Source organism: Streptomyces sp. MA5143a (genome assembly GCF_900290235.1).
GTDB lineage: Bacteria > Actinomycetota > Actinomycetes > Streptomycetales > Streptomycetaceae > Streptomyces.
This window is the reverse complement of the sequence record NZ_OLMK01000002.1, coordinates 14641-38355: the sequence shown is the minus strand read 5'-3', so window position 1 is coordinate 38355 and position 23715 is coordinate 14641. Positions and strand designations below refer to the sequence as shown.

Genomic DNA, 23715 nt, shown 5'->3' with positions numbered 1-23715 from the left:
ATGACCGACCTGCCTGCTCGCCGCATGTCACAGGGCCGGTTGCATCGCGTACCGGGCTCTCAGCTCCTCGGCCACCTTCTGCGATGCCGGCTTCCGGCCGGGCCTGCGGGGCGGCTCGACGGGCATCCGCTCGACGGAACGGGAGGCATCGGTACGATCCGCGCCGCCCGACGACACGGCCGCGGACCCGGTGGGGGCCTCGTCCGCCCGTTCCGCTCCGGAGGCGCTGGACTCCTCCCCGTCCCCGTCCCCGTCCCCGTTCTCGGACAGGTCGGGGCGGGCGGGGCGGTCCAGTGGACTGTCGACACCGTCCTCGTCCACGACCTGCGTGTGCACGTCGAGCGCGTCGCCGTACTGCACGGCGATGCGCTCCCACACCGTCGGCGAGGGGCCGGTGCGGCCCTCCGCTGTGCCGAAGGGAGCCACGCTGTCGATCAGGGCGTACCGCGCCTGTACGGGTGCGAACCCCGCGCCCCTCATCAGTGCCACGCACTGGTCGGTGACCTCCGCGAGCGCGGGCCGGTCCTCCGGGGCATGGGCGAGCATCGCCGTGACCAACGGGACGAGGGCCTCGGGGAGCCCGGAGAGGTCCGGCGGCTGGGTCTCGTCGGTCACCTGGGCGACGATCGCCGGCCAGCCGCGTCCGTCGTACGGGTAGTGGCCGGTCGCCGCGTACAGCAGGACCGTGCCCAGGCCGTACACGTCGGCCGGAGCCTTCACCCGGGAGCGGCCGAGCGCCTGCTCCGGCGGCATGCAGCGGACCGTGCCGATGATCATGCCGTCGTGCGTGAGGGTGTCCCTGCCCGCGTCCATGAACGCGCCCAGCCCGAAGTCGATCAGGATCGGGCCGTACTCGCCGAGCATCACGTTCTGCGGCTTGAGGTCGCGGTGCAGCAGATCGACGGAGTGCACCGCCTCCAGGCCCTCGGCGAGCAGCGCGCCGAGACTGGCGACGAGCGGCACCGGGAGGGTTCCTGCCCTCTCCACCTGCTCGTGGACGGTCAGCCCGGGCACATACTCGACTGCCATCCACGGCTCGTCGGCGTAGGGGTCGGCGTCGAGGAAACGGGCCACCCGGTTGGTTCCGACGACCGTCCGGGCGATCAACGCCTCTCGCTCGAAGCGCGCTCGGGTCGCTTGATCGAGTCTGTCGTTCCTGATCACCTTCACCGCGACCGGGTCGCCGCCGGGTGAGTAGGCCAGATAGACCTGTCCCATGCCCCCCGCGCCCAGCTCGCGCTCAACCGTGTACCGGCCGATCTGCGTGGGCACCTCAGTCATCTATGCCGCGCCACCCTCTCGTGCCCACCTGTCCGGGCACGTCACACTTTTACCGAAGGTTCACCCTATCGCTGGGTCGGAGTGCCGTCATCGGGTTCTCGCCCTCTGACATCGGCGGACGCGGAGCCGGTCAGGAGCGGGACCCGCTTTCGACCACTGCTCACCGTACGCATTCCCGAAGCTGCCGGGCGAACGAGGTCAAGTCCCTCATGTCCTCAGCCGGCAGCGGATCGTCGTCGAAGTGGGCGATCCTGTTCCTGATGTCCTGCACGCGCTGGAGATGGTGGACGAACTGGCCGCGGTCCAGTCCAGGGCGGCCCAGGGCGTTCCAGTTGTCGTCCGCGCGCTGCGCCAGGGCGGGCTTCTTCTGCTGAGTGCCGTCCAGGAGCAGGACGTAGTCGCCGAACATCAGGTCTTCCACCTTGCCGGTGCGGTGCTCCGGCTTCCGGTTGGTCGCCTGCACCGCGCGGACGGCTTCGGCGTCCAGGCGGGCCCCCAGCCAGCGGCGCAGCAGCGACTCGATCTCCCCGAGAAGGAAGAAGGGCCGGGCGGTGTTCTGAAACCGGCGGACGATCTCCTGATACGTGACGATGCCGGATATTCGGCCGTCCTGCCCTCGCACCAGCACGTACCCGTGATCGACGAGCATGGGCAGACAGCTGAACAGGTCCTCCCGGCTGTCGAACACCGGCAGCGACTCCTGCTGCATGGCGTTCTCCAGAGTGAGATCCCAGCCGTTCTCGTACATGAGGGCGATCGACTTCCAGGTGACCACTCCGTGGAGCTCGGTCATGTTGCTGACCACGGGGATCTGGTTGTAACCCTCATGGCGCATGAGATAGGTGGCCTGGCTCAGCGCGGCGCCGCGGGAGACACACTGGAGGCCGCCCACGGCCGAGGGCAGGTCCCCCAGCAGCAGGCGCTGCGGCAGCGCTCCCGGAGGCAGGGGATCGGCCGGCACGGCCGGATCCTCCTCGGGTGCCACCGTCGGGGTGGCCGCGACCGGCACGAGCCGCACCCGGGCGAGGGACGGGCAAGTCGAGAAGTCGGGGAGCGTCGTCAGCCCGGCGGCGGCCAACGACTCGCTCATCTCCCGGATGACGCCGGCCTGCCGCACCCGCACCTCGTACAGCGCCAGCAGCTCCGACAGGGCGAGTTCCACACCTTTGAGGGCGATCAGCTGTGCCGTTGTCGGCTTCTTCATCAGCGCTCCCCCTCCTCGTCCGCCATGCCGCGGACGACCGTGGTGCGCTTGCCCATGGCCTGGTACACCAGGTCTTCCAACGCGGTGGCACGCGCCTCGAAGAACGCGACGTAGTCGTTGGCTCGCAGGGCCTTCGCGTCGATGAGATGCGTCGAGATCACATCGTCGAACCACTCGGAGCGCATGTCGGCCGCCGCCGCGAGGGGCTCCAGGTACGCGGCCGGGGCACCGCTGAGGGCCTGGGCCGCGCGGAGCGACAGCGGGGTCTTGTTGATGATGGAGTTGGCCGGGTAGCGCTCGTCGAGGTTCCGGCGTATCCAGTTCTTCGGGAAGATCTGGTGCACGTCGACGCCGTATTCCACCAGCGTGCCCGGAGCCATCGGGCCGTCGGTGTAATGCCAGTCCACTGCGCCCTGCCGGATCAGGAGCGCGAAGATGCCCTTGTATGCGGCGCTGTTGCGGGTCTTGAGGGTGAACAGGCGCTGCGGGTCGAAGAGGGAGTCGGTGATCGTGTCGGGGACTTCGGTGCCGCCACGGATCCACGAGATCAGTTGCTCCACGTCACGGGTGAAACGGGTCTCCGTGGAGCCGCCGTACATCTCGCCGAGGACGCCACACCAGTACCACTGCGTGACCTTCTGAGTCGCCTCCGGGGTATCGAGATCTTCACCTAGGATCGCCCGGACCGCGGCCAGCGGAACCACCTGGGTTCGGTACGGAAGGTCCGCGGCGTGGACGATGCACTGCGTGAACAGAAACTCTCCGACCCATTCGAAGGCGTCTTTGAGGCGGGGGGCGAGCTCCTGGAAGTCCTCCAGGGGAAGCTCCAGCAGGTCACGCCGCTTGCAGGAGACGCCCACCGTGGAGTCGAGCAGCTTGCGGTTCCATGTCCGCACCAGGGCCACCGCCTGGAGGAAGTCGCTGTTGGTCAGACCGTCGTCGAGGTCAACCTCGAGGCGGCCGAGCACCGGGTACCGCTCCGCCACCTGCTCCTTTATCGAACGCCAGACAGAGGGGAGGTCGTAGTAGTCGCCCGTGCGACTCGTGTACCCACGATCCCCGGCGTAGGTGGCGGTCAGCAGCTCGAAGACGTTGAGTGGAACGCCTCCGGTGTTGACTCGTTCGAAGACGGCACAGACGGCGTCCATGGACGTCGACGAGGACAAATTGATCATCGGCACCTGGAACGACCGGACGGGGTGCAGCACCTGGTCCTCGAACTTGATCCAGAGATCGAAGTTCTGCGCCTCGTCCGCCTTCTCGTACTCGCGACGCCATGCATTGACCCTCTGGGTGTCGAAGACGATCCGCAGGGGGAACAGCCCCGCGGCGCATTCACCCGAGGTGTCAGTGAGGTCGTGCACGACCTTGCGCCCGAAGTCCCTGCGCAGGATGCGGTCCTCCGGCACGGAGACGATCGCCTCGTCGCGGTCGGACGGTGAACCGGTCGCCTTCGCTATGTCGACGTAGTACCAACGGCGGACCGACTTGCCCCGTGTGTCCACGGTCCGTACCGGCGCATCGGCCACGTACAGAGCCTGGAAGAGCGACGTCAGACGCTGCTGGCCGTCCAGCAACAGGAGACTGGGATCCCGCTCGGCAACCGACTCCGCACCCGTGAGCGGCCTGGTGCGAAAGCGGGAGGCACCGCCGGTCTCCAACGTCATCGTGACGCCCAGGGGGTAGTCGAGCGTCACGGTCGCGATGATGGCCCGGATGCGGTCGTCGTCCCACTTCCAATCCCTCTGGAAGTCGGGGAGCTGAAGCCTTCCCGAGGCGACGTCACCGAGCAGCGTCTTGAGATTTGCACTGTCCAGCCCTGCCACGTGCCCCGTTCCCCACCCTCGCGTCTTCGCGGACAAGGCATTGCACCAAGGGAAACTTGTGCCGTCAACAGTTACTTGACGCCACGTCATCTATCGCAATAGGGCTGTAAGCCGCCGTCACCCGGCACCGGGATGCTCAGAGCCGGCAGCTTCGCCTGGTCGTTCACCAGCCGGTTGAGCCTTACCGGCGCCCTCCGCGCGCTACCCCTTCCCCAAGGGCGAGCACTGATAGCGCACCCCCCGGCTGACCATCCTGAAGCGGTCACGCCCCTGGGCCGAGAACGGGTTCGGCAGGTCGAAGATGCGGCGTTCCTCAGGGACGAGGGCCGAGGTAATCAACAGGATGCGGTAGCGGTTGCCCCGGGCGTGGCGGCGGGCCGCTTCCACCTCGGACGGTCCTAGTTCGAACTCAACCCGCTCAGCGCATGGGTCGCTCAGTGCCTTCACCTCGTACAGCCGGGTGGTGTCACGCCAGGTGACCTCGAAGTCGTAGCCCAGGGAGTCGGACGCCTCGTCGTCGCCGTTGACGACGGCCGCATAGCCCGAAATCCACCGCACGTCGGGGTAGTGGCGCTGGAGCCAGGCGCGCGCGGCCACCTCCCCTACGAGGCCGATGGCGGACCGCTGGTCCTCGGTGGTCCGCTTCATCTTCGCGACGACGATGCGCGGCTTGCCGGAGGGTCCGCCTCCGCTACGTGGCCGGGGCACGCCGGCCACGGTGTCCAGGCGCACCCTGCCCGACTGGGCGAGGAAAGCCTCGTCGATGGTTCTCGATGCGATGTCCGCGATGGTGGAGAGCTGGTCGCTTCCGACCCTGACCTCGGCATCCCCGATGGTGATCGTGCGCGGAGCGACGGTGGTGGAGACACCGGAATCCCGGGCGCGTATCGCCGTCTGCGCGAGGTCCTTGTCGGTAAGGCCCAGCGCCGCGGGGTCTGCGGCGTGAGGCATTCCGGCGGGCCATCCCACGGCGCGTCCGACCGCGTCGAGCAGACGGCCCTCGCTCAGCGGCAGCAGGTCCCCCAGCCCGGTTCCGTCGATGAAACTCCTGCATTCCAGCAGCACCGCCCCGTGCCACCCCGCGGGCACCTGGACGCCGTGACGGCGGCACCAGGCGGTCACCAGTGGGGGCAGCACCGGCACGAGCGCGTCCAGAGCGGCCGTGTTGCGTGCCCGGAGCCGGTCGAGGGGCTCGAGTTCAGTGGGCCGTTCGAGGTCGTCGTCAGCTCCGTGCGCCCGGAGCCATTCCCGCACCCTGTCGGTCATTGCTTCCTCCGGCGGGGTGATGAACTGGGCAAGCCAGTCCGGGTCGGGCTGGAGGTCGTGAAGACCGCGGGCCGCGGCGTAGCCGGAGATGTCCTCACCCTGCTGCGCGGCGACGGCGTATCGCTCGCGGAGCCGGTCGATGAGGATTCCGGAGCGTGCGCGTACGAAGTCCCCGAAGGCCTGTTCGTGGCGGTCGGGGTAGTACTCCGGGGAGTACCCGAGGGCGACCAGTGCGGCGTTGAACTGCTGGAAGTCGAGTTCCAGTTCGTCCCTGAGCTCCGCCGGCCTCGTGCAGGAGCGGGCCAGGGCCACCAGCTCCGCCGGCGGCAGCGGCAGGCCGGGCGCGAGCCGGTCGATGATCCCGACGAGTTCCCGCTCGCCGGCCGCACGACCGAGGAGGTGGGCGGCCTCCTCGTCCCAGGCGTCGGCGGCCAGGCATGCCAGTACCGGGCGGAGCAGTCTCACCGTGTCCTGCACGTCACCGGTGAGGTTGCGCCGGATCTCGGCGACCTTGGCCTGGGTCGTGTCCAGAGCGGCGGCGAGAACGGCGTCGTCGACGAGCGTCGGGCTGCTGCCGCCGAAGCTCCGCTCGAGTTTGACGAGGACCAGTTCCAGCGCGTCCTGCAACCACGGCCTGCCCAGCAGTTGTGCGACGGCAGGTGTCGCCGCCTGCAGTTCGTCCCACCCCTCGTCGCTTCTCCAGACGACCACCGTGGGGTACTCGTCGTCCGGCAATGGCAGGGCGCGCGTCGACGACGGCGGTTCGGCCGGCGTCCCGGAGACGGTGATCTCCACATCGTCGGCGTGCACGACGCGCATGCTTCGGAGTCGTTCGAGTGCGGCCCGGACACTGCGCTCGCTGCGGCGCACGAATGCCCCGGACTTGAGTTCCATGGCGAGGGCGACCACGGTGACCAGCCACTCCCGTTCCCGGATGAACACCGCCGCCTGACTCGACGGCGTGATGGGGGCGCCGTTGCGATGACGTACCTGCACGTTGGTGGTCGACGTGCGCTGCACTCTCAGCCCGTTCGCCTCTGCCAGGCGGACGACGGCGTCACCGGACTCCGCCGGGGCGACGAGGACGGGATGCCCCGCCGGCTCGATGAGCGCCTCCTTCAGGGGATCCGCCTCGTCGCAGACGATGACGGGTGCTTCGTCGGCCGACGGGATGAAGGTGCCGAGCACGTGGGTGCGGCTGACCACGAGGCGGACCTCTTCACGCGGCGCCCAGGGCCACCGGCCCGTCCGTACGATGTTCGACCACGCCCGTTCGTAGTGGCGTTTGAAGGAGACGCTGAGGTACTCGGGCACGTCGCCCTTGTCGAGCACGTCAGCGAGCTGACTCACCGCCGCCCCCGCGTGCTGCGGATCTTCCCACCTGCGCAGGCCGAGCCGGAGCATCCGCTCGACGACATTCCTGTCGGCGAGCAGGCGGCGCGTCGACAAGGGCAACGCGGAGACGAAGGCCGGGAGTTCCCCGTCGGTGCTGAACCAGGCCCGCCGGGGTACGACGAAGGAGGGACCATCCGGCTCCTCCACGGGCAGCCAGGCCATGCCTCGGAGGTAGGAGACCAAGGGAGTGGGCCAGGTGTGCGCGTCCTTGAAGGAGTAGGTGGGCCTGTGCACGGTGACGGTGAAGACCTCCTCGCCCCAGGTGCGCAGCCCGTGCATCAACAGCTCGGCGAACTCGCGCCGGGCGGCAGGCCCGAGCCCGGCCACTTCGGTCGCTCCCGCCAGGTGGGCAGGCGGGTGCGTGAACTCGTAGAGCGTGTAAGGGTGCTGGAATCGGGTCCAGTCGCTCCTGACGTCGGCGCACCAGGCATCGGTGAGCGTGTCCCCCAGCCCGAAGCCCGCGGCGAGTTGCGTGAGGCGCAGTTCGTGTCCCTGGCGGGCTCCCAGTCGCTCCCCGACGGTTCCCGGCCGCAGGCCGTCGCACACACCGAGGGATTCCAGGAACTCGGTGTAGGCCGCCCGGTCCCGTACCGGCGTGGGCCAGTCGTCGGGGCCGCTGATCCACTGGTCCCGCTGGGCTGCCAGAGCCGGGATCCCGGATCCTCCCTCGGCGAGGAACCGCTCCAGCCGCCGCGCTCCCTCGGTGCCCCAGGCGGGTGAGAAGGAGCAGCATGCGGCCCTGCCCCACCGGCCGGTGTCGGCCAGTGGCAGCCGGAAGGGAATACGAGCCAGCCGTCGGCGCTGGGCCTGGGTGAGCAGCGGGTACTGCCGAAAGGCGAAGGTGAGGGCGTCGCGGCCGAGCGCCTCCGAGGGGTGGCCGCAGAGCAGGTCTTCAAGTGCGTCGAAGACCCGATCCAGTTGGTAGGGGCGCACCAGTTCGTTGCGCTCGAGGAACCCGCGCCCGGCGCTGTCCCAGGCGATCGCCGGGTGGGTGAATGAGATACGGCGCCGGAGTGCCTTGAGATCACCCGGGACCCGGGTGGCGGTCTCACCGTCCGCGATGTCGTCGGGCTCGGGGTGGAAGAAGACGGTCGCGTCCTGCCTGCCGGAATCGGTCCTGCCGCCGAGGGCGCTTCTCAGACGCATGTCCTGATCGAGGATGATGCGTCGGCCCCGCAACACACCGTGGTCCCGGGCGAACGCATGGGACAGGTCGCTGTAGAAGTCCGCCCATACCTGCCCCTCCGGTTCCGTACCGCCGAGCAGAGACCGGGCCACGGCTTCTGCCCAAGCGGCGGCCAGGGGCGCCGGCGGACGGAAGGGCCTGGAGATGACGGCTCTGCACAGCTTGTCCAGACGCGCGTGGCGGACAGGGCCGACAGACGGGGTCAGCAGGTCGGCTCCGGCCGTCGTGAGTGCCTCGGTGGTGAGCACGCGCCAGGAGCGCTTGCCGTCGGGCCAGCCGTAGGAGTCCTGCAACGAGCCCCACGCCTCCCTGCCGTGCAGGGGCACGATCGGTTCAGCGGCGAGCCTCCCGTCCAGGGACGCGTCCAGCCGGTCCGGTACGTCCCAGCACAGGAGGTCAAGGACGAGGTCCGCGGCGAGAAGGTGCGGGGTCTCCGAACGAATGCGCCTGCTCAGTTCCACCGTCAGGCGGGCGAGTTGGTCAAGGAGGAAGGCGTTCAGGGCCACCGTCTCGCTGATGTCGAGGCGAGCCAGCTTGGTGAAGAACGGGGCATGGGCGTGGCCGGGGAACGGGGCGTGGACGCCCTCGGCCATCGGCAGAAAGGTGTACATGCGGCCGTTGGGGAGCGGTACGTCGAGGCGCAGCGCGACCGCCACCCATGCGTCGGCGTCCCAGTTCTCCCAGGCGGCATCGATCTCACGCGCCTGGACGCTGCGGCTGATCGCTCCGCTCAGCGCCTCGGGATCGAGCGTGCGACGCGCCAGCAGGTAGCGGCCCGCCGCAGCGAGGTCGACCTCCCGCACCCAGTCGTCCTCGCCCGTGGTGACCAGGTTTGATGTGCGCTCGGTACGCGAGAGAACCTGCCGGAAAGCGGTGTCGGAGCCGTCCCGCACCTCTACGAGGAGTTCGGCCACCCGGTCGAGGAAGAGCAGCAGCGGCGCCTCACTCTTCACCACGTCCTCCGCCTGTGCCACGGCGAGTCCCCAGGCATGCCGGTCCCGCAGCGGCAGCCGTACGACCGTGGCGTACCCGTCCTCGGCGAGTTCCTTGAGCACGGGATCGGTGACGTCGGCCGGTACCGGCAGCGCCAGCGGGGAGATGTCCTCGATCACCCTGGCCGCGAGTGCCGGGTCTTCCACGAGGGAGCGCACATCCTCGGGCCTGGCGAAGCGGAAGCAATAGCCGTCGAATACCTGGGATTCGGGGGAGGACTTCGAGTAGATCTCCGGCCAGTCCGTCACTTGCAGCACGCTGCGGAAGCCGAGGCCCTTGTTTCCGATGCCCTCACCGGCCGTCTTGCTCGAGAGGGCCAGCTCGGTGATGGCGCGGAAGTTCTTCTCAGCGAACACCGCCCCCTCGTTGGCGACGTAGAGGACGCCGCCGTCCTCCCGGGTGACCGCCAGGACGGCAATCCTTCCCGGTGTGGCTTGACCAAGTGCGTCGTGGCCGTTCTGGACGAGTTCGAGGATCGTGCGGCCCTCGTACTCTTGAGCGGCGTCCTCGCTCACGGACTTCAAACTCTCGGCGAACCGCCATGTCTCGCCCGCGTCCCTGTAGATCTCGACTCGCCGCCGGGTCAGGGCGAGTACGGCCGACCCGAATCCGTCGCACTCCGCGGCATCCCACATCGATGTCATGGCTGTTCCCCCTCGTTCGTGCACAGCCCTGCGCCTGCCAGAAGCCTCCTGGCAGTGCCCATCCAATCGAACCAGGGGGATGGTTTCCGGTGAATTCCGCATCGAGTTGTACATAGGTACCCGGCCGCTCTCGCTGCTCCACTCGCATTCAAGCGCGCTGCTTCACCGCCTACCTGCCGCCCGCGGTCGCGGTGGCGGTCGCATAACCCGGCTCCGCGGCCGCGTCCATCTCACGGTCGCGACCCGTTCGAGGGACACGCGTTGCCGTTCATTCAAGGGGGAACCACCGATGCACGACATCAGCCCCCACCACGCCTGTACGCCCTGCGCTAGCCGAGAGAGCTCCTACGGGCAGTCGGAACCCCCTGGGACTTTTCTGGGACTTCCGGCTGCATCAACGGGTACGAGGGTGAAGCAGCCGAAAGGCCATTCGCGCAGGTCAGCGACGCACGACCGTAATCGCGGCAGGTGACGGCGTCCGCTGGTCCCTTCCGGGACATCTGAACGGCGGGTACCGCCGCACCCGTCCTAACCCGTACTGAGACGCCGGAGAAGGGCGCGGTGTTCGGCCCGCGGTCCGGAGATCTCACACCCTCGCCGTTCTCACCTCTTCCGTCGCGTTCCCAACGTCGTGCGGGGGTTGCGCCTCTTGAGCCTCGCCTGTCTCTGTGGGCCGCGGGCGGCCGGGGTCAGGCGCCAGTATCCGTACGGGTTGTGGAAGAAGTCATCGTCCTCGAACCGTTCGCACTCCACACGGTTCATGATCCAGCGAGAGGCGTCCGGGGTGATGCGGAAGCCCTCGCCGTTCTGGACGCCGTGGTCCGGCTGCTCGGTCAGCAGGTAGTACCCCGCGACCTCCACGGTGGTCACCCACTCCAGCAGCACTTCCGGCTCGGGCGCGGCGGTGCTTCTGGGGGCCAGCTCCACGTCGGCCTCGCCCAGGAGGTGCATGCCGCAGCTGTAGTAGACCTCCCCGTCGTGGATCACCGGCACGACCCACGCCTGGACGAGGGCGCCGACCAGGTCGTCCACGGTCTCGGCGGCCGCCGCCTCGCTCGCCAGGGCCAGCCAGCGCTCCCGACCGCAGGCCACACCGCTGGACTCGTTCTTCACCGCGGTGGCTCCGTTGGCCAGCAGGGCCGCGGTGACGGCCAGCGCCCGGCGGGACACGTCGAGGCCGGTGGCCTGGGAGATCGGCGGTGACAGGACATAGGCGACCGAGTCGTGTGCGTCCACCGCGGCCCAGTCGTCGTCGCCGAACTCGTCGACGCCGGTGATCCGGCGGGAAGCCACCGCCGCTTCGAACGCCTCACGCATCCGGGCGTCAGGTTCCCGCTGGAACTCGTCGAGCGTGAATTCCCCCGCGCCCGCCTCCTCGACCACCCGGCTGATGACATCGGGATCCAGGCCCACGCCGACCGCGCACAGCACGTGCCTCGGCGTCACACCGGACGCCGGGACCACGAAGCGCGTGCCATCGATGACGTGTCCTTGCCACACCTTGCTCATCGGGCCAGCATCGCAGATGTGCGTACGACGTTGTGATCTCTCTGGCCCCAACAGACGTTGTGGTCCGGCCCGTTCACGCTCAGCCGCCCCAGGGGTCGAAGGACACGGCTTCCGGCGACCTGCTGCCTCCGGAGGGCATCCGCGCCGCGATCGCGGCGCTCATCGACTCCACTGCCTTCCGGGATCCGACGCACAACGCCCCGGGGCTGGGGGAGGGTGTGATGCCACCCGCCCGCGCCCCGGGGCGTCGTGCTCGTGCTGGACCCGCCGGCCGTCAGTTGTCCTTCGGCATGGGCGCGTCCTGGGCTTTCCTCATCTGCTCGGGCGTCCAGTAGTCCCGGACCTTCTCCGGATCCTGCCGTACCTCGTTGACCGTGGTCCCGGAGTCGGGCTGCGGCTCGGGTTCTGCCGCGGTGGCCGCGGTACGCCAGGCGGCCACGGCGACGACGGATGCGACAAGGGCGGCGGCTGCTGCCCAGCGGCTCAGACTGCTGCGACGCACAGGGCTTTCTCCTTGGTCCGATTCCGGTGTCGGCTCTGTCAGGTTACGCCGCCCTGGGCGTCGTACATGCCCTTGACGCCGTCATCGAAGTAGGAGGACCTGTTCCAGCCGTCGGAGTTGACCGTGCTCATCACCCCGTTGACGGAACCGAGTCCGTTCGAGTCGTTGAACTCACGCAGCCATGGTCCACCGCTGGAACCGCCGCCGAAGTTGCACTGGATCTCGATGCGACCGTCACTGACCGCCCGCGTCGTGCCCGTGCACGCCCATTGGACCTCCCCGCCGTCGTGGTTCCCGGGGTAGCCGAGGATCGTGACGGCCTGTTGGCGCGAGAAGTTCCAGCTCAGTCCGTGACCGCCGGTGACATTGACGATCTTGTTCCCGTTGAGCGGCCAGGTGGTCACCATCGCCACGTCCCGCCTGAGATCACTGTCGTTCATCCAGGCGGTGAAGGTACGCATCTGCTTCGCGGCGAAGGTGCCGAAGGGACGCGCACCGGAGCGGTAACGCGGTACGTAGACCCAGTTGGTCATCCACGTACCGCCCTTGCCGCCGTGCACGCAGTGCCCGGCCGTGATCACCATCTGCTTCGAGCTACTGTTCAGCGCGCTCGCCGAACATGTGTAGGTGCCGCCGTCGCTGGGGTTGGTGAAGAACACCTTGCCCGCCGCGGCGGATTCGTTGATGCGCGGGGCCTTGAGGTCGGAACGCGCCGGGGCGGACGGAATCGATCCCGGCTTCCCGGTGGGGCCGGCCGACTTCGCGGGGTCCGGCTTCGCCGCGTCCGGCCTCGGCGCGGCGGGCGCCTTGTCGAGCGACACGGCCTTCGCCATTCGCTCCGGCGTCCAGAAGCGCTCCAGCGCGGCGATGTCCTTCGCCGAGTCGACCGGAGTGCCGTTCGACAGCCGTGCCGACCGACCGACGCTCGCCGCCTCGCTCCCCGAGGCGGTGAGCGCACCGGCGGTGGCCCGGGTCTTTGCCGCGGCCGGGGCCGGTGCCGCCTCGGCGGCCGTTCCCGTACCGATCAATGCCAGTACGGTGGCCGCGGCCAGCGGGAGTATCGAGTGTCTGAGACTGCGCACAAACTGCTCCTTCGATCGTCGTTGGAGTGCGTTCGATGCGGTGCGTTCGTTGCGGTGCGTTCGTTGCGGTGCGTTCGTAGCGGTGCGTTCGTTGCACAGCTGTCGTCGCCGTGCCTGCTTCTGAGGCCTGGCCGATCAGCGTGTGGAGCACAGCGAACCTAGGTGGGCCGAGTACATGCCAAACAGCCCCAGTTCGGCCGCGCTGCTCCCCGCCGCGAGGGACCCATATATTCGGTCGGTCCAAATCGCCGCTTGCTTCACGGATCGTGGAGTCCTGGGTGATGCCGTGTCCTCGGTCGCGCACGTTCTCGGGTGAACAGCACGCGGACCGGCAGGTTGCGCCCCGGGGCGATCGGGACGACCACGCCCGGCCGACACCGATGACCTACCGATGACGCACCGATGACGGCACCGCAGTCGCACGTCGGTCTGACCGCTAATCGGCCGCGCACGAGGTGCGTCAGGGCAGCCGTGACGAACGCCAATGGCTGCTTTACGCCCTCGGCGGACGGTCCGGTCCCTGCTCCCGAGCGCGGAGGGCGTATGTCACAGCAGGTACGACATCAGCGAACTTGGTGACCCATTCGGGGTGGACGCAGGCAAGTTGCCAGTTATCGGCGCCAGTTGGCACATCACGGTGTGTAGCGCTGTGAGGTGTCCGGATTTCACCCGTACGGAGTGACAGCGTTGACCCTCGCGCGGCAGGAGGTCCAGATCACGCTCGTCGGTCAGGGCCTCCGTTCCAGGTGGCGTAGCGCTCACGCGGTGTCGGTCCGGACTCGGCGCACCAGTGGTCGAACTGCGGCAGGGTCGCTCACGCCGCCGTTCGGCGTACGACCTCCGCGACCTCGTAGCCCGCCTCGACGATGGCCGCGCGTACGGCGGCGTCCTCGACCCGGTCTCCCGAGACGATCACCAGGCCCGACCTGACGTCGACGTCGACGTCAGTGACGCCGGCCACGCGTACGACCTCCTCGGTGATACTCGTGGCGCAGTGGCCGCAGGTCATTCCGTCCACGGTGAAGATCTTGCCCGCCATCGGGTCACTCCTGTCCTTCTCCTCCCCGGGCCGCCCCCGAAGTCGGCGGCGCCGGGGCCTGTGGCACGGGGTACGGCCCGACGGCCCGGCGTGTTCAGGGGGTCGGAGGTCGAGCGACCTCGAGCCGCAGTTAGGGCCGCTCCCAGGTGACCTTCGGCGGCACGGGCCCGACCGTTCCCACGCGCTCCGCGCCCATCCGCTGGCAGAACCCCTCGGCGGTCGGGTGGGACGTCACGCGCACACCGGCCAGCCCCGCTTCCCGCGCCTGCCCGAGCATGTGGTCGACCAGGAGCCGTCCGACGCCCTTGCCCTGTGTGTCGTCTGCGACGAACGCCAAGTCCAGCTCCGGCGGATCCGCCTCGGTCAGCAGGGCGTAGAAGCCCAACCCGGGGGCCGCTCCTGGCGGTTGACGTCCAGGGCCCGCAGCCTCGCGGCACTCCCGTCACCGCCGTCGTGAACACGGTGACGGTGGTGACGGGAGTGAGGGGTAACGGGAGTGGGGGGTGGCGGGGTGGCAGGGTGGCGGGGTGGCAGGGTGACGGGGTGACAGTGGCCGTAAGGGCGACAGCGGCGACGGTCCTGGCACGCCACCCACCGACCGCCGCCGGTACGCCCGCCACCCGCCGACCGCCGCCCCGCGAAACGTCAGCCCTTGTCGAGCATCTTGTTCATCTGCTCGATCTCCGCGGTCTGGGCCGTGACGACGTCCTCGGCCAGGTCGATCGCGGGGCCGTACTTCCCCTCGGCCTTCTCGGTCTCGGCCATCTCCACGGCGCCTTCGTGGTGCTCGACCATCAGCTTCAGGAACTTCTCGTCGAAGGCGGCGCCGGACGCCTTCTCCAGGTCGGCCATGTCCTCCGCGCTCATCATGCCGGGCATGCCGGACGCCGTGTCGTGACCCATGCCGGCCATGTCCTCGGGGACCTGCTCACCCCAGGCGGTGAGCCAGCCGGACATCGTCTCGATCTCCGGGTCCTGGGCACCCTTGATCTTGGTGGCGAGCTCCTTGACCTCCGGTGAGGCGGCGCGACTGTCGGCGAGTTCGGCCATGTCCACGGCCTGGCGGTGGTGCTGGATCATCTCCTCGGCGAAGCCGACGTCCGCCTTGTTGTGGCCGCCCGCCCCGGCCTTGCCGGACGAACCGGCCTTGGGGGAGCCGGACTCGGAGGCCATCGAGCCCATGTCGTGGCCGGCGCCGTCGCTGTCGCCGCCGCACGCGGTCAGGACGAGGGCGGCGGCACCGGCGGTGACGGCGAGGGCGGCACGACGGAGGAATCCGCGGGATGCGGTCATGGTGGTACTCCTGCGTTGGTTCGGATCGAGAAGTCGGAAGAGGGGCGTTCCGGGGCACGGCGCCGCGGACCGGTGGGCGTGCGGCGGCGTGCGGGCTTCTCTAGATCCGCAGGAGTTGGAGTTCGGCGAGGGACGGTGGTGCCCGGCCGCCCTCGGGGCCGGAGCCCGTCAACGACGCCCCCACGTGCCCCCGTTCGGCCCATGTCGCCACGTCGGGCATCAGCACCGGCGCCACGGCCGGGGCCTGGCCGACAAACGCCGAGGCGCAGGTCGGGTCCGCGTGGTGCAGGTGCCCCGTACCGCCGTCGGTTTCGTGACCGCACGCCCCCGGCATCGACACCCGGACGGGTGCCTCCGCGTCCGCGCTCGTCGCGCTCGCCGCCATACGGTCGTGCCCGGCGGCGGCTTCGTGGAGCGCGGGGACCGGGCCGAGACCGTGCATGCCGAGGAGGCCCAGCAGCAGCGCGCACACGAGAAGGCCGCGGGCCCGCAGGGGCGGACGCGGCCGGCGGTGCGGCGCTGCGAGGCCGGTCAGGGCCTCGTCGTGGGCACGGTTCATGGGTCCCTTGCGTGTTGTGACGACCCCCGCGGGCAGAGCCGTCAGTTCTACTAACCTACTATGGACTTACGTATTGGTTGTGCACGTCGGGTGGGGCGAGGGAGTCAGGGCATGCGCCGGCTGGGGGAACTGGAAGCGGAGATCATGGACCGCCTCTGGACGTGGAACCGTCCCGCGACGGTGCGCGAGGTCGTCGACGACATCAACCTGACCCGGCCCGTGGCCTACACGACGGTGATGACGGTCACCAACATCCTCTACAACAAGGGCTGGTTGCTGCGCGGCAAGCAGGGCCGGGCGTGGCTCTACTCACCCGTCCGCAGTCGCGAGGCGTACGCCGCCGCGCTGATGGAGGACGGTCTGGGCGCGAGCAGGGACCGCCCGGCCGCGCTGGTCCACTTCGTGGAGAACATGACGGAGGAAGAGGTGGCCGCCCTGCGCAAGGCCCTGCGGACCGTGGGACGACAGGCGAAGCCGTGAACGCGACGCCCGTCCTGGTCGTCTACACGGTCCTGGTGGGGTTCGTCGCCCCGCCGCTGCTCGTGCGGGCCGACTGGCCGCACCGGGCGCCCGCCGCCGCCCTCGCGGTCTGGCACGCGCTGGCCCTGTCGTTCTCGCTGGGTGTCGCGTTGACCGTGTACCACCTGGCCATGCCCGCCGGGCATCCGCACGCGGGACTGCTGGGTCTGCTGCACTCCTGCGGGCTCGCCGTCCTCGGGAGCGGCGCCGATCCGCGGACCGCAGCCCGGGTCGCCGTGGCCCTGCCCGCCGCGCTGGGTCTCGCCCTGGCGGGGAGCTTCGCCTTCCACGCCGTACGGGCCCGCCGGGCGCGGGCGCGGCATCGGCGGGCGGTGGACCTGGTGGGGCGCCGGTCGACCCGGCTGGGTGCCGTCGTCCTGCCGTACGACGTGCCCGCCGCCTACTGTCTGCCGGGCCGCTCGCCCCGGATCGTGGTCAGTGACGGGGCGGTGCGTGAGCTGACGGCCGAGCAGCTCGGCGCCGTGCTGGAGCACGAGCAGGCCCATGTCACCGGCCGTCATCATCTGGTGCTGGCCGCGGCGGAGGCGTTCCACTCCGTCTTCCGCCGGCTGCCCGTGGCCCGCCATGTCCGGGAGCAGACGGCGCTGCTGCTGGAGATGGTCGCCGACGACCGTGCCCTGCACGGGCATTCCCGCGAGGCCCTGGCGACCGCGATGTACGAGATGGCGGCGGCCCGTGCCCCGCGGGGCGCGTTCGGGGCGGGCGGCCGGGCGGTGCTGATCCGGATGCGGCGCGTACTCGGCCCGCCCCGGGCTCCCCACCGGGCCCTGTCCCCCGCCGTGGCCGCGCTGGCGGTGACCGTACCGCTGCTGCCGCTGCTCGCCACCTGCCCACCCGGCCTCACCTGACCCTCGCCCGCCCCGCGTCCGGCCTCGGCGACCCGACTCCGCCCTCCTGCACCTGCCCGCCCCGGCCGCGGCCGACCTGCGCCCCGCCTGCCCGTCTGCCCGGCCTGCCTCGGCTGCCCCACACCCGGCCTCCTCCCCGGCCGCGTCCGCCCGCACCCGCCCTCCCCTCCGCTTCCCCTAGGGGCTGTCGCCCCGTCCCTCACTTGATCCGGCGAGCCACGAGCGTGGTCACGTGGAGGAGATGTTCCAGCGGGCCGCGAGGGAAGCGCCGGGTCCACAGGGTCGCGAACAGCAGGGCCGCCGCCGTGAACGCGAGCAGCGCGATCAGCGCCGGGACGGTCTCCTCCTCCATGCCGACGGCGCGGATCGCGAGGATGTGCAGGACGTACGCGGTCAGGGCGATCGTGCCGACCGCGGTCACCGGGGTGGCCCAGCGGGTGAGGCGTGGCATCCGGTCGGTGACGGCGAGGCTCATGGCCAGTACGGCGAGCGCGACGCCCGTGTTGCCGAGGATCGAGAAGGTCGTCTGGCTGTGGGGCGCGCCCACCAGCAGCCATGCCGGCGGGGTGTGGTCGAGGAGTTCGCCGACGGTGTCGGACCACCAGGCCGAGGCGCCCGTGTCGCCGTCCGTCGCGGCGGCGACGGTGGCCCGCGCGTGGGGCACCAGGGTCAGGGCCAGCCAGGAGCCGCCGTGGCCGAGCACGGCCAGGGCGCCGCCGGTGAGGGCGAGGCGGACGCGGACCGTGGTCCTGGCGAGGTCGAGCCGGGCCACCGCCATGCCGGCGACCACGAACGGCAGCCACGTGAGCACCGGGTACTCCCCGGTGAACAGCAGTTCGACGACGCCGTCCGTGTCGCCGATCCGGGCCAGCGGGTCCAGGGCGATGACGGTGTCGGCCCAGGTGCCCTCGTCGATGGACCGGCGGACCGCGTACAGCGCCTGGGGCATCACCAGCGCGCCCGTCGCCGCGACGACGGCGAGCGGCACGGCCCCCAGCCGGTACAGCGGCAGGACGGCGAGGAAGATCAGGGCGTAGAAGGCGAGGATCACGTCGACGTCGGTGTCCAGGGCGGTCAGGGCGAGACCGAGGGCGAGCAGGACGGCCGAGCGGATGACGATCCTGCCCACGGCCTGCCGTCCCGGGCGCCCGGTCCTCGGGTGCGGGCGACCGGTGATGAGGACGAGCGAGAAGCCCGCGAGCAGGGCGAAGAGCGCGGAGGAACGGCCGCGGGCCAGTTCCAGGACGAAGCCGAGGGGGCCGCCCACGGTGGGGTCCGGTCCGACATGGGCGGCGTACATGCCGAGGACCGCGAGGCCCCGGGCCAGGTCGACGCCGATGAGCCGACCCGTCGGCGGCGGGGCGCCGGGGACGGCGGTCGGGCGGTCCGCCCGCACGGGCGGGGACGGCGGTGGCGGGTTGGGTGTCATGAACCTCAGCGTCGGGAGCGGGGCGGGCCGCGGGCCATCCGGCGGGCGGCCGGAGTCGTCCCCGCCGACCGGCCGGAGCCGCCCCCGCCGCGCGCCGCGCTCCCGCACCACCCCGGCCGGACGGAACCCGCGGGCGGCGCCCGCCGTCACAGGATCCGACGGCGGCCCCGGGGTGAGGGGAGCTCAGGTGATCCGCGTCATGGTGGTCGACGACGAGGCCCTCCTCCGTACGGGGTTCGAGCACATTCTCGGCACCGCGGACGACATCGAGGTCGTGGCGGCGGTGGGCGGCGGCCGGGCGGTCGCCGTGGTGCGGGAGCTGTGCCCCGACGTGGTGCTGCTCGACATCCGGATGCCGGACGTGGACGGTCTCACCGTCCTGGCGGAGCTGCGCCGGCTGCCGGACCCGCCGGTCGTCGCCATGCTGACGACGTTCGACATGGACGAGTACGTGGCGGCCGCGCTGCGCTCGGGGGCGGCCGGGTTCCTGCTGAAGGACACCGACCCCGAGCAACTCCCGTATCTCGTACGCACGTTGGCGGACGGTGGAGTCGTCCTGGCGTCCCGGGTCACCCGTACGGTCGTGGCCGGCTATCTCGACGGCGGCCCTCGGCGAGAGGCCGTCCACCGCGTCGCCGGGCTGACCGAGCGGGAGCGTGCGGTGCTCGTCCTCCTCGCCGAGGGCCTGTCCAACACCGGCATCGGAACCCGGATGAACCTGAGCACGGGCACGGTCAAGGACCACGTCAGCGCCGTCCTCGCCAAGCTGGCGGTGGGCAACCGCGTCCAGGCGGCCCTGCTCGCCGAGCGCGCCGGTCTGCTGCGGGCGCGCCGGGAAGGGGAGGCGGGGTGAGGCGGTGGCCGGCGGTCCGGTCGTACCGACCGCCGGCGGTGCTGTGGGACGCCGTACTGGTGGCGGTGGCCCTGGTGGACGTCCGGATCCACTTCGCGCCGGACGAGCCGCTGCGCATGGTCTGCGCCCTGCTCGCCGCCGTCGTCCTGCCGGCCCGCCGCCACCTGCCCTCGCTGACCTTTCTGCTCGCCCTGCCGTCCGCCCTGGTCTCCGACGCGGTGTTCGCCACGCTGGCCGCGCTGTACACCCTCGCGTCCCTGTCCCGGCACCGGGTCCTGCTCGCCGGGTGCGCGTCGGCGTACGCCGCCTGCGATCTGACCTGGTGGTCGTGGCCCTCGCCGGAGTTCCTCGAACCGCACGAGAGCTCCGCGCTCGTGACGGTCACCTACAGCGTGGCGACGGGGGTCGCCCCCGTCTTCCTCGGGCAGCTCGTCCAGGCCCGCCGCGAGCTGTCGCTGCGGCTCGACGAGATCTCCGAGGCCCGCGAACACGAGCGCCTGCTGCTGGCCCAGGGCGTCCTGGCCCGGGAACGCGCGCAGCTCGCCCGGGAGATGCACGACGTGGTGTCCCACCAGGTCAGCCTGATCGCCGTGCGGGCCGGGGCGCTCCAGGTCGGCAGCCGGGACCCGGGGACGAGGGAGGCGGCGTCCACCATCCGGCGGCTGAGCGTGCAGACGCTGGAGGAGCTGCGGCACATGGTGAGCGTGCTGCGCGCCTCCGGCAGCCGTCCCACCGAGCTGACCCCGCAGCCGTCCCTGGCCGATCTCCGCCGCCTCGTCGACTCCAGCGGCATCGAGGCCGAACTGCGCACCGACCTGCCCGACGACCTCCCGCCCGCCGTGCAGCGCGCGGTGTACCGCACTGTCCAGGAGGCCCTGACCAACGTACGCAAGCATGCCCCCGGCGCCACCGCCACGATCCACGTCCGGCACCGGGGTGGCGCCGTGCACGCCACCGTCGCCAACACGGCCCCGACCCGGCCTGCCCTGCCCCTCCCCGGCGCCCACCACGGCCTGCTCGGTCTGCGCCAGCGCGCCGAACTCCTCGGCGGCACGGTCACCTCCGGCCCCACACCCGACGGCGGCTACGCGCTCCGCCTGGAACTCCCGGCCGAGGCGACGACCTGACCCCCGGGCGGCGCCGTCACGCCGTCATCATCAGCAGCATCGTCGCCATCGAGCCGCCCATGCCGACATGACCGGCCAGGCGGGCGTTCGGCGCCGAGAGCACCGCGGGGGTACGGGCGGCGCGGCGGTGGCGGGCCCTCGGGACGGGCGCCGCGGGGGCCGCGACCGGGCCGCGCAGACGTGCCCGTACGGCCAGGGCCACGAAGACCACGAAGTAGGCGGCCAGCGCCCAGAAGGCGGCACGCCACAGGACGGCGGAGCCCGAGGACGCGGCGGCCTCGGTCACCCCGTGGCCGCCGCCCACGCCCTGCGTGCCGGCCATCGCCCCGTGCCCGTGCCCGTGTGCGGAGGCGCCCAGGGCGAGGGTCGGCCCGGTGCTCTCGCCGGGCATGGCCAGGGTCATGAGCACCATGGCGGCGCTGCCGATCACGAGGTGCGCCCCGTGCCCCAGTCGCCGTACGCCGCCCCGCCTGACGTGCCGTACGGAGAGGGCCACGCCACCGACGCAGAACAGGGCGAAGACCGCCGCCCACCACAGGCCGTACGTGCCGTAGTGGAGGGCCGTCGGGGGCGCCGCCATCACGGCCATGCCCGCGCCCATGGCGACCTCGGCTCCCGCCTCGAACCGGGCCCAGCCGTCGACCAGCGCCATCCGGACGAGGTTCCCGAGGGCCACCCCCGCTCCCAGCACCACCAGCGTCCAGCCCAGAAGGTGTCCCGTCACATCGCCACCACCGCTCGTCGACCACTACGTATCTCCTTAGTACGTGAGGGGCGGCGATCCGACTCAGCGGGGGGAGTGGGACCACGCTGCGGATGGGTCCGACACGGGTAACTCCGACCCCCTCGTCATATACCCCCCAGGGGTATAGTGTGCGGAGTGTCGAGGACGGACCACCACGGACGAGGACGGGGATGACTGGTCATGGACCACAGCGCTCACCATGACGGCGGCGCGCACGACCACGCCGCGCACGAGGGGCACGCCGATCACTCGATGGCCCCCGGCGGCCACGGCGGAGCGTCCTGGGGCTCGGCGGTGAAGGCGACGCTGCACTGCCTGACCGGGTGCGCCATCGGGGAGATCCTCGGGATGGTCGTCGGCACGGCCCTGCGGTGGGGCAACGCGCCGACGATGGTGCTGGCCATCGCCCTCGCGTTCGTCTTCGGGTACTCCTTCACCCTGTTCGCGGTGCGCCGCGCGGGCCTGGACCTGCGGAGCGCGATCAAGGTGGCGCTGGCCGCCGACACCGTCTCCATCGCCGTGATGGAGCTGGTCGACAACGCGATCATCGCCCTGACTCCGGGAGCGATGGACGCCCACCTCTCCGACGGGCTGTTCTGGTCGGCGCTCCTCGGCGGATTCGCCGTCGCGTTCCTGATCACCACGCCGGTGAACAAGTGGATGATCGGCCGTGGCAAGGGCCACGCCGTCGTCCACGCATACCACTGACGCCCCCTTCCGCCGCCGTCCGCCCCCTCCCGCCGCCCCGGCGGCCCGAGGGGGCGCGGCCGGAGCCGAACGGGTGGTCAAGGGGGCGCGCGGACGGCCGGGTTCACCCGGCTGAGCGCCTTGAGTGGTGGCGAGCGGGAAACCGACTGACGGTTGATCACGTCAAGGCCGGGTCCCTTCAGCTGACGAAGCACCAGCTGCCCGGTCATGGCGGAAGGACCATCAAATGCGTTCAGCCCGCATGCTTTTTGCGACGGCGGCGGCCACGGCCGTTATCGCCATCACCGCCCCCGGCGCCTACGCCTACGCCGGCGGGGACGAGTGGGACCGTGAGGACCATGGGTACAGCAAGGAGCACCAGAAGGACGGCAGGCACGACGGCCCCCGCGGCGGCGTTCACACCGGTGGCGGCGCCCTGACCGCTCCCCAGAACGACGAGTGGAGCTCCGAGGACAAGGCGGAGAAGTCCTGGGGCGACGAGGACAAGCAGAAGGACGAGAGCGGCTACGGCGAGCACGGCAAGGAGTCGTGGAAGGGCGACAGCGACAAGGAGTCCTGGAAGGGCGACCACGACAAGGGCGGCTGGAAGGGCGACCACGACAAGCCGCGTGGCGGGATGCACACCGGCGGCGGCGCGCTCGCCTCACCGGCCATGACCGCCGGCGGGCTGGCGGTCCTCGCGGTCGCGGGCACCGGCATGTACGCCCTGCGCCGCAAGAACATCGGCGGAAGCACGGCCTGATCCATGCCCGGCGCGATACCCGGCCCGATAGCGGCCGCGGCCGTCACACCGTACGTGTGGCGGCCCGGCCGCCCGGCTCCCGTCCCCCGCCCCGCCCGTTCCGCTGCCGTGCCTTGTGAGGTGGTGTCCAATGGCAGCCCATCCCCCCTATCCCGGCGGCACCGGTCCGGGACCGACCCGCCGCGGGAACCGACCGAACGTGACCGTACTGGTCGCCCTGGGTCTGCTGATCGTCTCCCTGATCCTGTTCGGCCGCGAGGGCTCCTCGCCCGACGCCGCCCCACCGCCGGACGCCCGGCACGCCCCGCAGGCCGTGACGCCGCCCCCGTCCGCCAGGGCCTCCTCCCCCTCCGCCCGAGCGACGAGCCGGCCCCTGCCCCGGTCGCGCCCGGTGCGGCTGCACATCCCGAAGATCTCCGTCGACGCCCCCTTCACCCCGTTGAAGATCGGCGCCACGGGGCAACTGGAAGCGCCGCCCCCCAACGACGTCAATCTGGTGGGCTGGCACTCCGACGGCGCCACGCCGGGCGAGTCGGGCACGGCGATCATCGCCGGGCACGTCGACACGGCCACCTCCCCGGCCGTCTTCGCGCAACTCGGCGCCCTCGCCAAGGGCGATGTCTTCGACGTCGTACGGGCCGACGGGCGCAAGGCGAACTTCGTCGTCGACGACGTGGAGACGTTCGCCAAGGACGACTTCCCGGACAAGCGCGTGTATGCCGACGCGAACCGCGCCGAGGTCAGGCTGATCACCTGCGCCGGCGACTACGACCACTCCGCCAAGGACTACACCGACAATCTGGTGGTCTTCGGACACCTCACCTGAGCCCACCGGATCCCGGCCCGCGACAGGGCCGGGCACAGCGGTGGGAGCGCTCCCCGCCCCGGGCGAACGGCAGGTGACGGACTGTCCAAAACCTTTCCTCAAGTCGGCCAAGAACGAT

General features: G+C 70.8%; 20 protein-coding genes. 7 read left to right on the top strand and 13 right to left on the bottom strand.

Annotated features, from left to right (window positions below):
* Positions 1-27: 27 nt before the first annotated feature.
* The 11 genes from SMA5143A_RS01030 to SMA5143A_RS00980 all read right to left on the bottom strand — a co-directional run bounded on the left by SMA5143A_RS01030 (position 28) and on the right by SMA5143A_RS00980 (position 15779).
* Positions 28-1281, bottom strand: a complete 1254-nt coding sequence (locus tag SMA5143A_RS01030; protein WP_107460902.1) for a serine/threonine-protein kinase — start codon at positions 1279-1281, stop codon at positions 28-30.
* 160 nt (positions 1282-1441) lie between these two features.
* On the bottom strand, positions 1442-2485 hold the full coding sequence (locus SMA5143A_RS01025; protein ID WP_107460901.1) for a CBS domain-containing protein: 1044 nt from the start codon (positions 2483-2485) through the stop codon (positions 1442-1444).
* Positions 2485-4311, bottom strand: coding sequence for a DUF262 domain-containing protein (locus tag SMA5143A_RS01020; protein ID WP_107460900.1), 1827 nt, complete (start codon positions 4309-4311; stop codon positions 2485-2487). The genes SMA5143A_RS01025 and SMA5143A_RS01020 overlap by 1 nt, the downstream gene beginning before the upstream one ends.
* 201 nt (positions 4312-4512) lie before the next feature.
* Positions 4513-9795: a sacsin N-terminal ATP-binding-like domain-containing protein gene (locus SMA5143A_RS01015; RefSeq protein ID WP_181361661.1), complete on the bottom strand. Its 5283-nt coding sequence runs from the start codon at positions 9793-9795 to the stop codon at positions 4513-4515.
* Positions 9796-10398: 603 nt separating this feature from the next.
* The gene (locus SMA5143A_RS01010; RefSeq protein WP_107460898.1) at positions 10399-11304 is read right to left on the bottom strand and encodes a hypothetical protein; all 906 of its coding nucleotides are present in this window, start codon (positions 11302-11304) and stop codon (positions 10399-10401) included.
* A 274-nt stretch (positions 11305-11578) separates the two neighbouring features.
* Entirely contained in the window at positions 11579-11806 is a 228-nt protein-coding gene (locus SMA5143A_RS01005) for a hypothetical protein (RefSeq protein WP_107460897.1), read from the bottom strand.
* A 38-nt stretch (positions 11807-11844) separates the two neighbouring features.
* Positions 11845-12888, bottom strand: a complete 1044-nt coding sequence (locus SMA5143A_RS01000; protein ID WP_107460896.1) for a trypsin-like serine peptidase — start codon at positions 12886-12888, stop codon at positions 11845-11847.
* A gap of 814 nt (positions 12889-13702) precedes the next feature.
* Positions 13703-13927, bottom strand: a complete 225-nt coding sequence (locus tag SMA5143A_RS00995; RefSeq protein ID WP_099968016.1) for a heavy-metal-associated domain-containing protein — start codon at positions 13925-13927, stop codon at positions 13703-13705.
* A 130-nt stretch (positions 13928-14057) separates the two neighbouring features.
* The gene (locus tag SMA5143A_RS00990) at positions 14058-14312 is read right to left on the bottom strand and encodes a GNAT family N-acetyltransferase (protein WP_107460895.1); all 255 of its coding nucleotides are present in this window, start codon (positions 14310-14312) and stop codon (positions 14058-14060) included.
* Positions 14313-14572: 260 nt separating this feature from the next.
* Positions 14573-15220: a DUF305 domain-containing protein gene (locus tag SMA5143A_RS00985; protein WP_107460894.1), complete on the bottom strand. Its 648-nt coding sequence runs from the start codon at positions 15218-15220 to the stop codon at positions 14573-14575.
* A 100-nt stretch (positions 15221-15320) separates the two neighbouring features.
* On the bottom strand, positions 15321-15779 hold the full coding sequence (locus tag SMA5143A_RS00980; protein ID WP_219923570.1) for a DUF6153 family protein: 459 nt from the start codon (positions 15777-15779) through the stop codon (positions 15321-15323).
* A 111-nt stretch (positions 15780-15890) separates the two neighbouring features.
* Here SMA5143A_RS00980 and SMA5143A_RS00975 point away from each other — a divergent pair, with 111 nt between their 5' ends.
* Both SMA5143A_RS00975 and SMA5143A_RS00970 read left to right on the top strand, forming a co-directional pair.
* Positions 15891-16259: a BlaI/MecI/CopY family transcriptional regulator gene (locus tag SMA5143A_RS00975; RefSeq protein WP_107460893.1), complete on the top strand. Its 369-nt coding sequence runs from the start codon at positions 15891-15893 to the stop codon at positions 16257-16259.
* Positions 16256-17167, top strand: coding sequence for a M56 family metallopeptidase (locus SMA5143A_RS00970; RefSeq protein WP_107460892.1), 912 nt, complete (start codon positions 16256-16258; stop codon positions 17165-17167). Before SMA5143A_RS00975 ends, SMA5143A_RS00970 begins: the two co-directional genes overlap by 4 nt.
* 199 nt (positions 17168-17366) lie before the next feature.
* On the opposite strand, the gene SMA5143A_RS00965 is transcribed toward SMA5143A_RS00970, so the two are convergent.
* Positions 17367-18596 (bottom strand): DUF418 domain-containing protein, encoded by a 1230-nt coding sequence (locus SMA5143A_RS00965; RefSeq protein ID WP_107460919.1) that lies wholly within the window; start codon positions 18594-18596, stop codon positions 17367-17369.
* 187 nt (positions 18597-18783) lie between these two features.
* On the opposite strand from SMA5143A_RS00965, the gene SMA5143A_RS00960 reads away from it, so the two are divergent.
* Together SMA5143A_RS00960 and SMA5143A_RS00955 are read left to right on the top strand one after the other, a co-directional pair.
* A complete protein-coding gene (locus tag SMA5143A_RS00960; RefSeq protein WP_181361660.1) occupies positions 18784-19449 on the top strand; it encodes a response regulator in 666 nt (221 codons plus the stop codon).
* A complete protein-coding gene (locus tag SMA5143A_RS00955; protein ID WP_258193202.1) occupies positions 19446-20576 on the top strand; it encodes a sensor histidine kinase in 1131 nt (376 codons plus the stop codon). The genes SMA5143A_RS00960 and SMA5143A_RS00955 overlap by 4 nt, the downstream gene beginning before the upstream one ends.
* Positions 20577-20592: 16 nt before the next feature.
* Here the strand turns inward: SMA5143A_RS00955 and SMA5143A_RS00950 are convergent, their stop codons facing one another.
* Complete coding sequence (locus SMA5143A_RS00950) at positions 20593-21300, bottom strand: DUF5134 domain-containing protein (protein ID WP_107460891.1); 708 nt, start codon at positions 21298-21300, stop codon at positions 20593-20595.
* Between the two features lie 201 nt (positions 21301-21501).
* On the opposite strand from SMA5143A_RS00950, the gene SMA5143A_RS00945 reads away from it, so the two are divergent.
* The 3 genes from SMA5143A_RS00945 to SMA5143A_RS00935 all read left to right on the top strand — a co-directional run bounded on the left by SMA5143A_RS00945 (position 21502) and on the right by SMA5143A_RS00935 (position 23597).
* Positions 21502-22029, top strand: a complete 528-nt coding sequence (locus tag SMA5143A_RS00945) for a DUF4396 domain-containing protein (protein WP_107460890.1) — start codon at positions 21502-21504, stop codon at positions 22027-22029.
* Positions 22030-22255: 226 nt separating this feature from the next.
* Positions 22256-22771 carry a hypothetical protein gene (locus SMA5143A_RS00940; RefSeq protein ID WP_107460889.1) on the top strand — a complete coding sequence of 172 codons (516 nt, stop codon included), beginning with the start codon at positions 22256-22258 and terminating at the stop codon, positions 22769-22771.
* A gap of 130 nt (positions 22772-22901) precedes the next feature.
* A complete protein-coding gene (locus SMA5143A_RS00935) occupies positions 22902-23597 on the top strand; it encodes a class F sortase (RefSeq protein ID WP_107460888.1) in 696 nt (231 codons plus the stop codon).
* Positions 23598-23715: the final 118 nt, after the last annotated feature.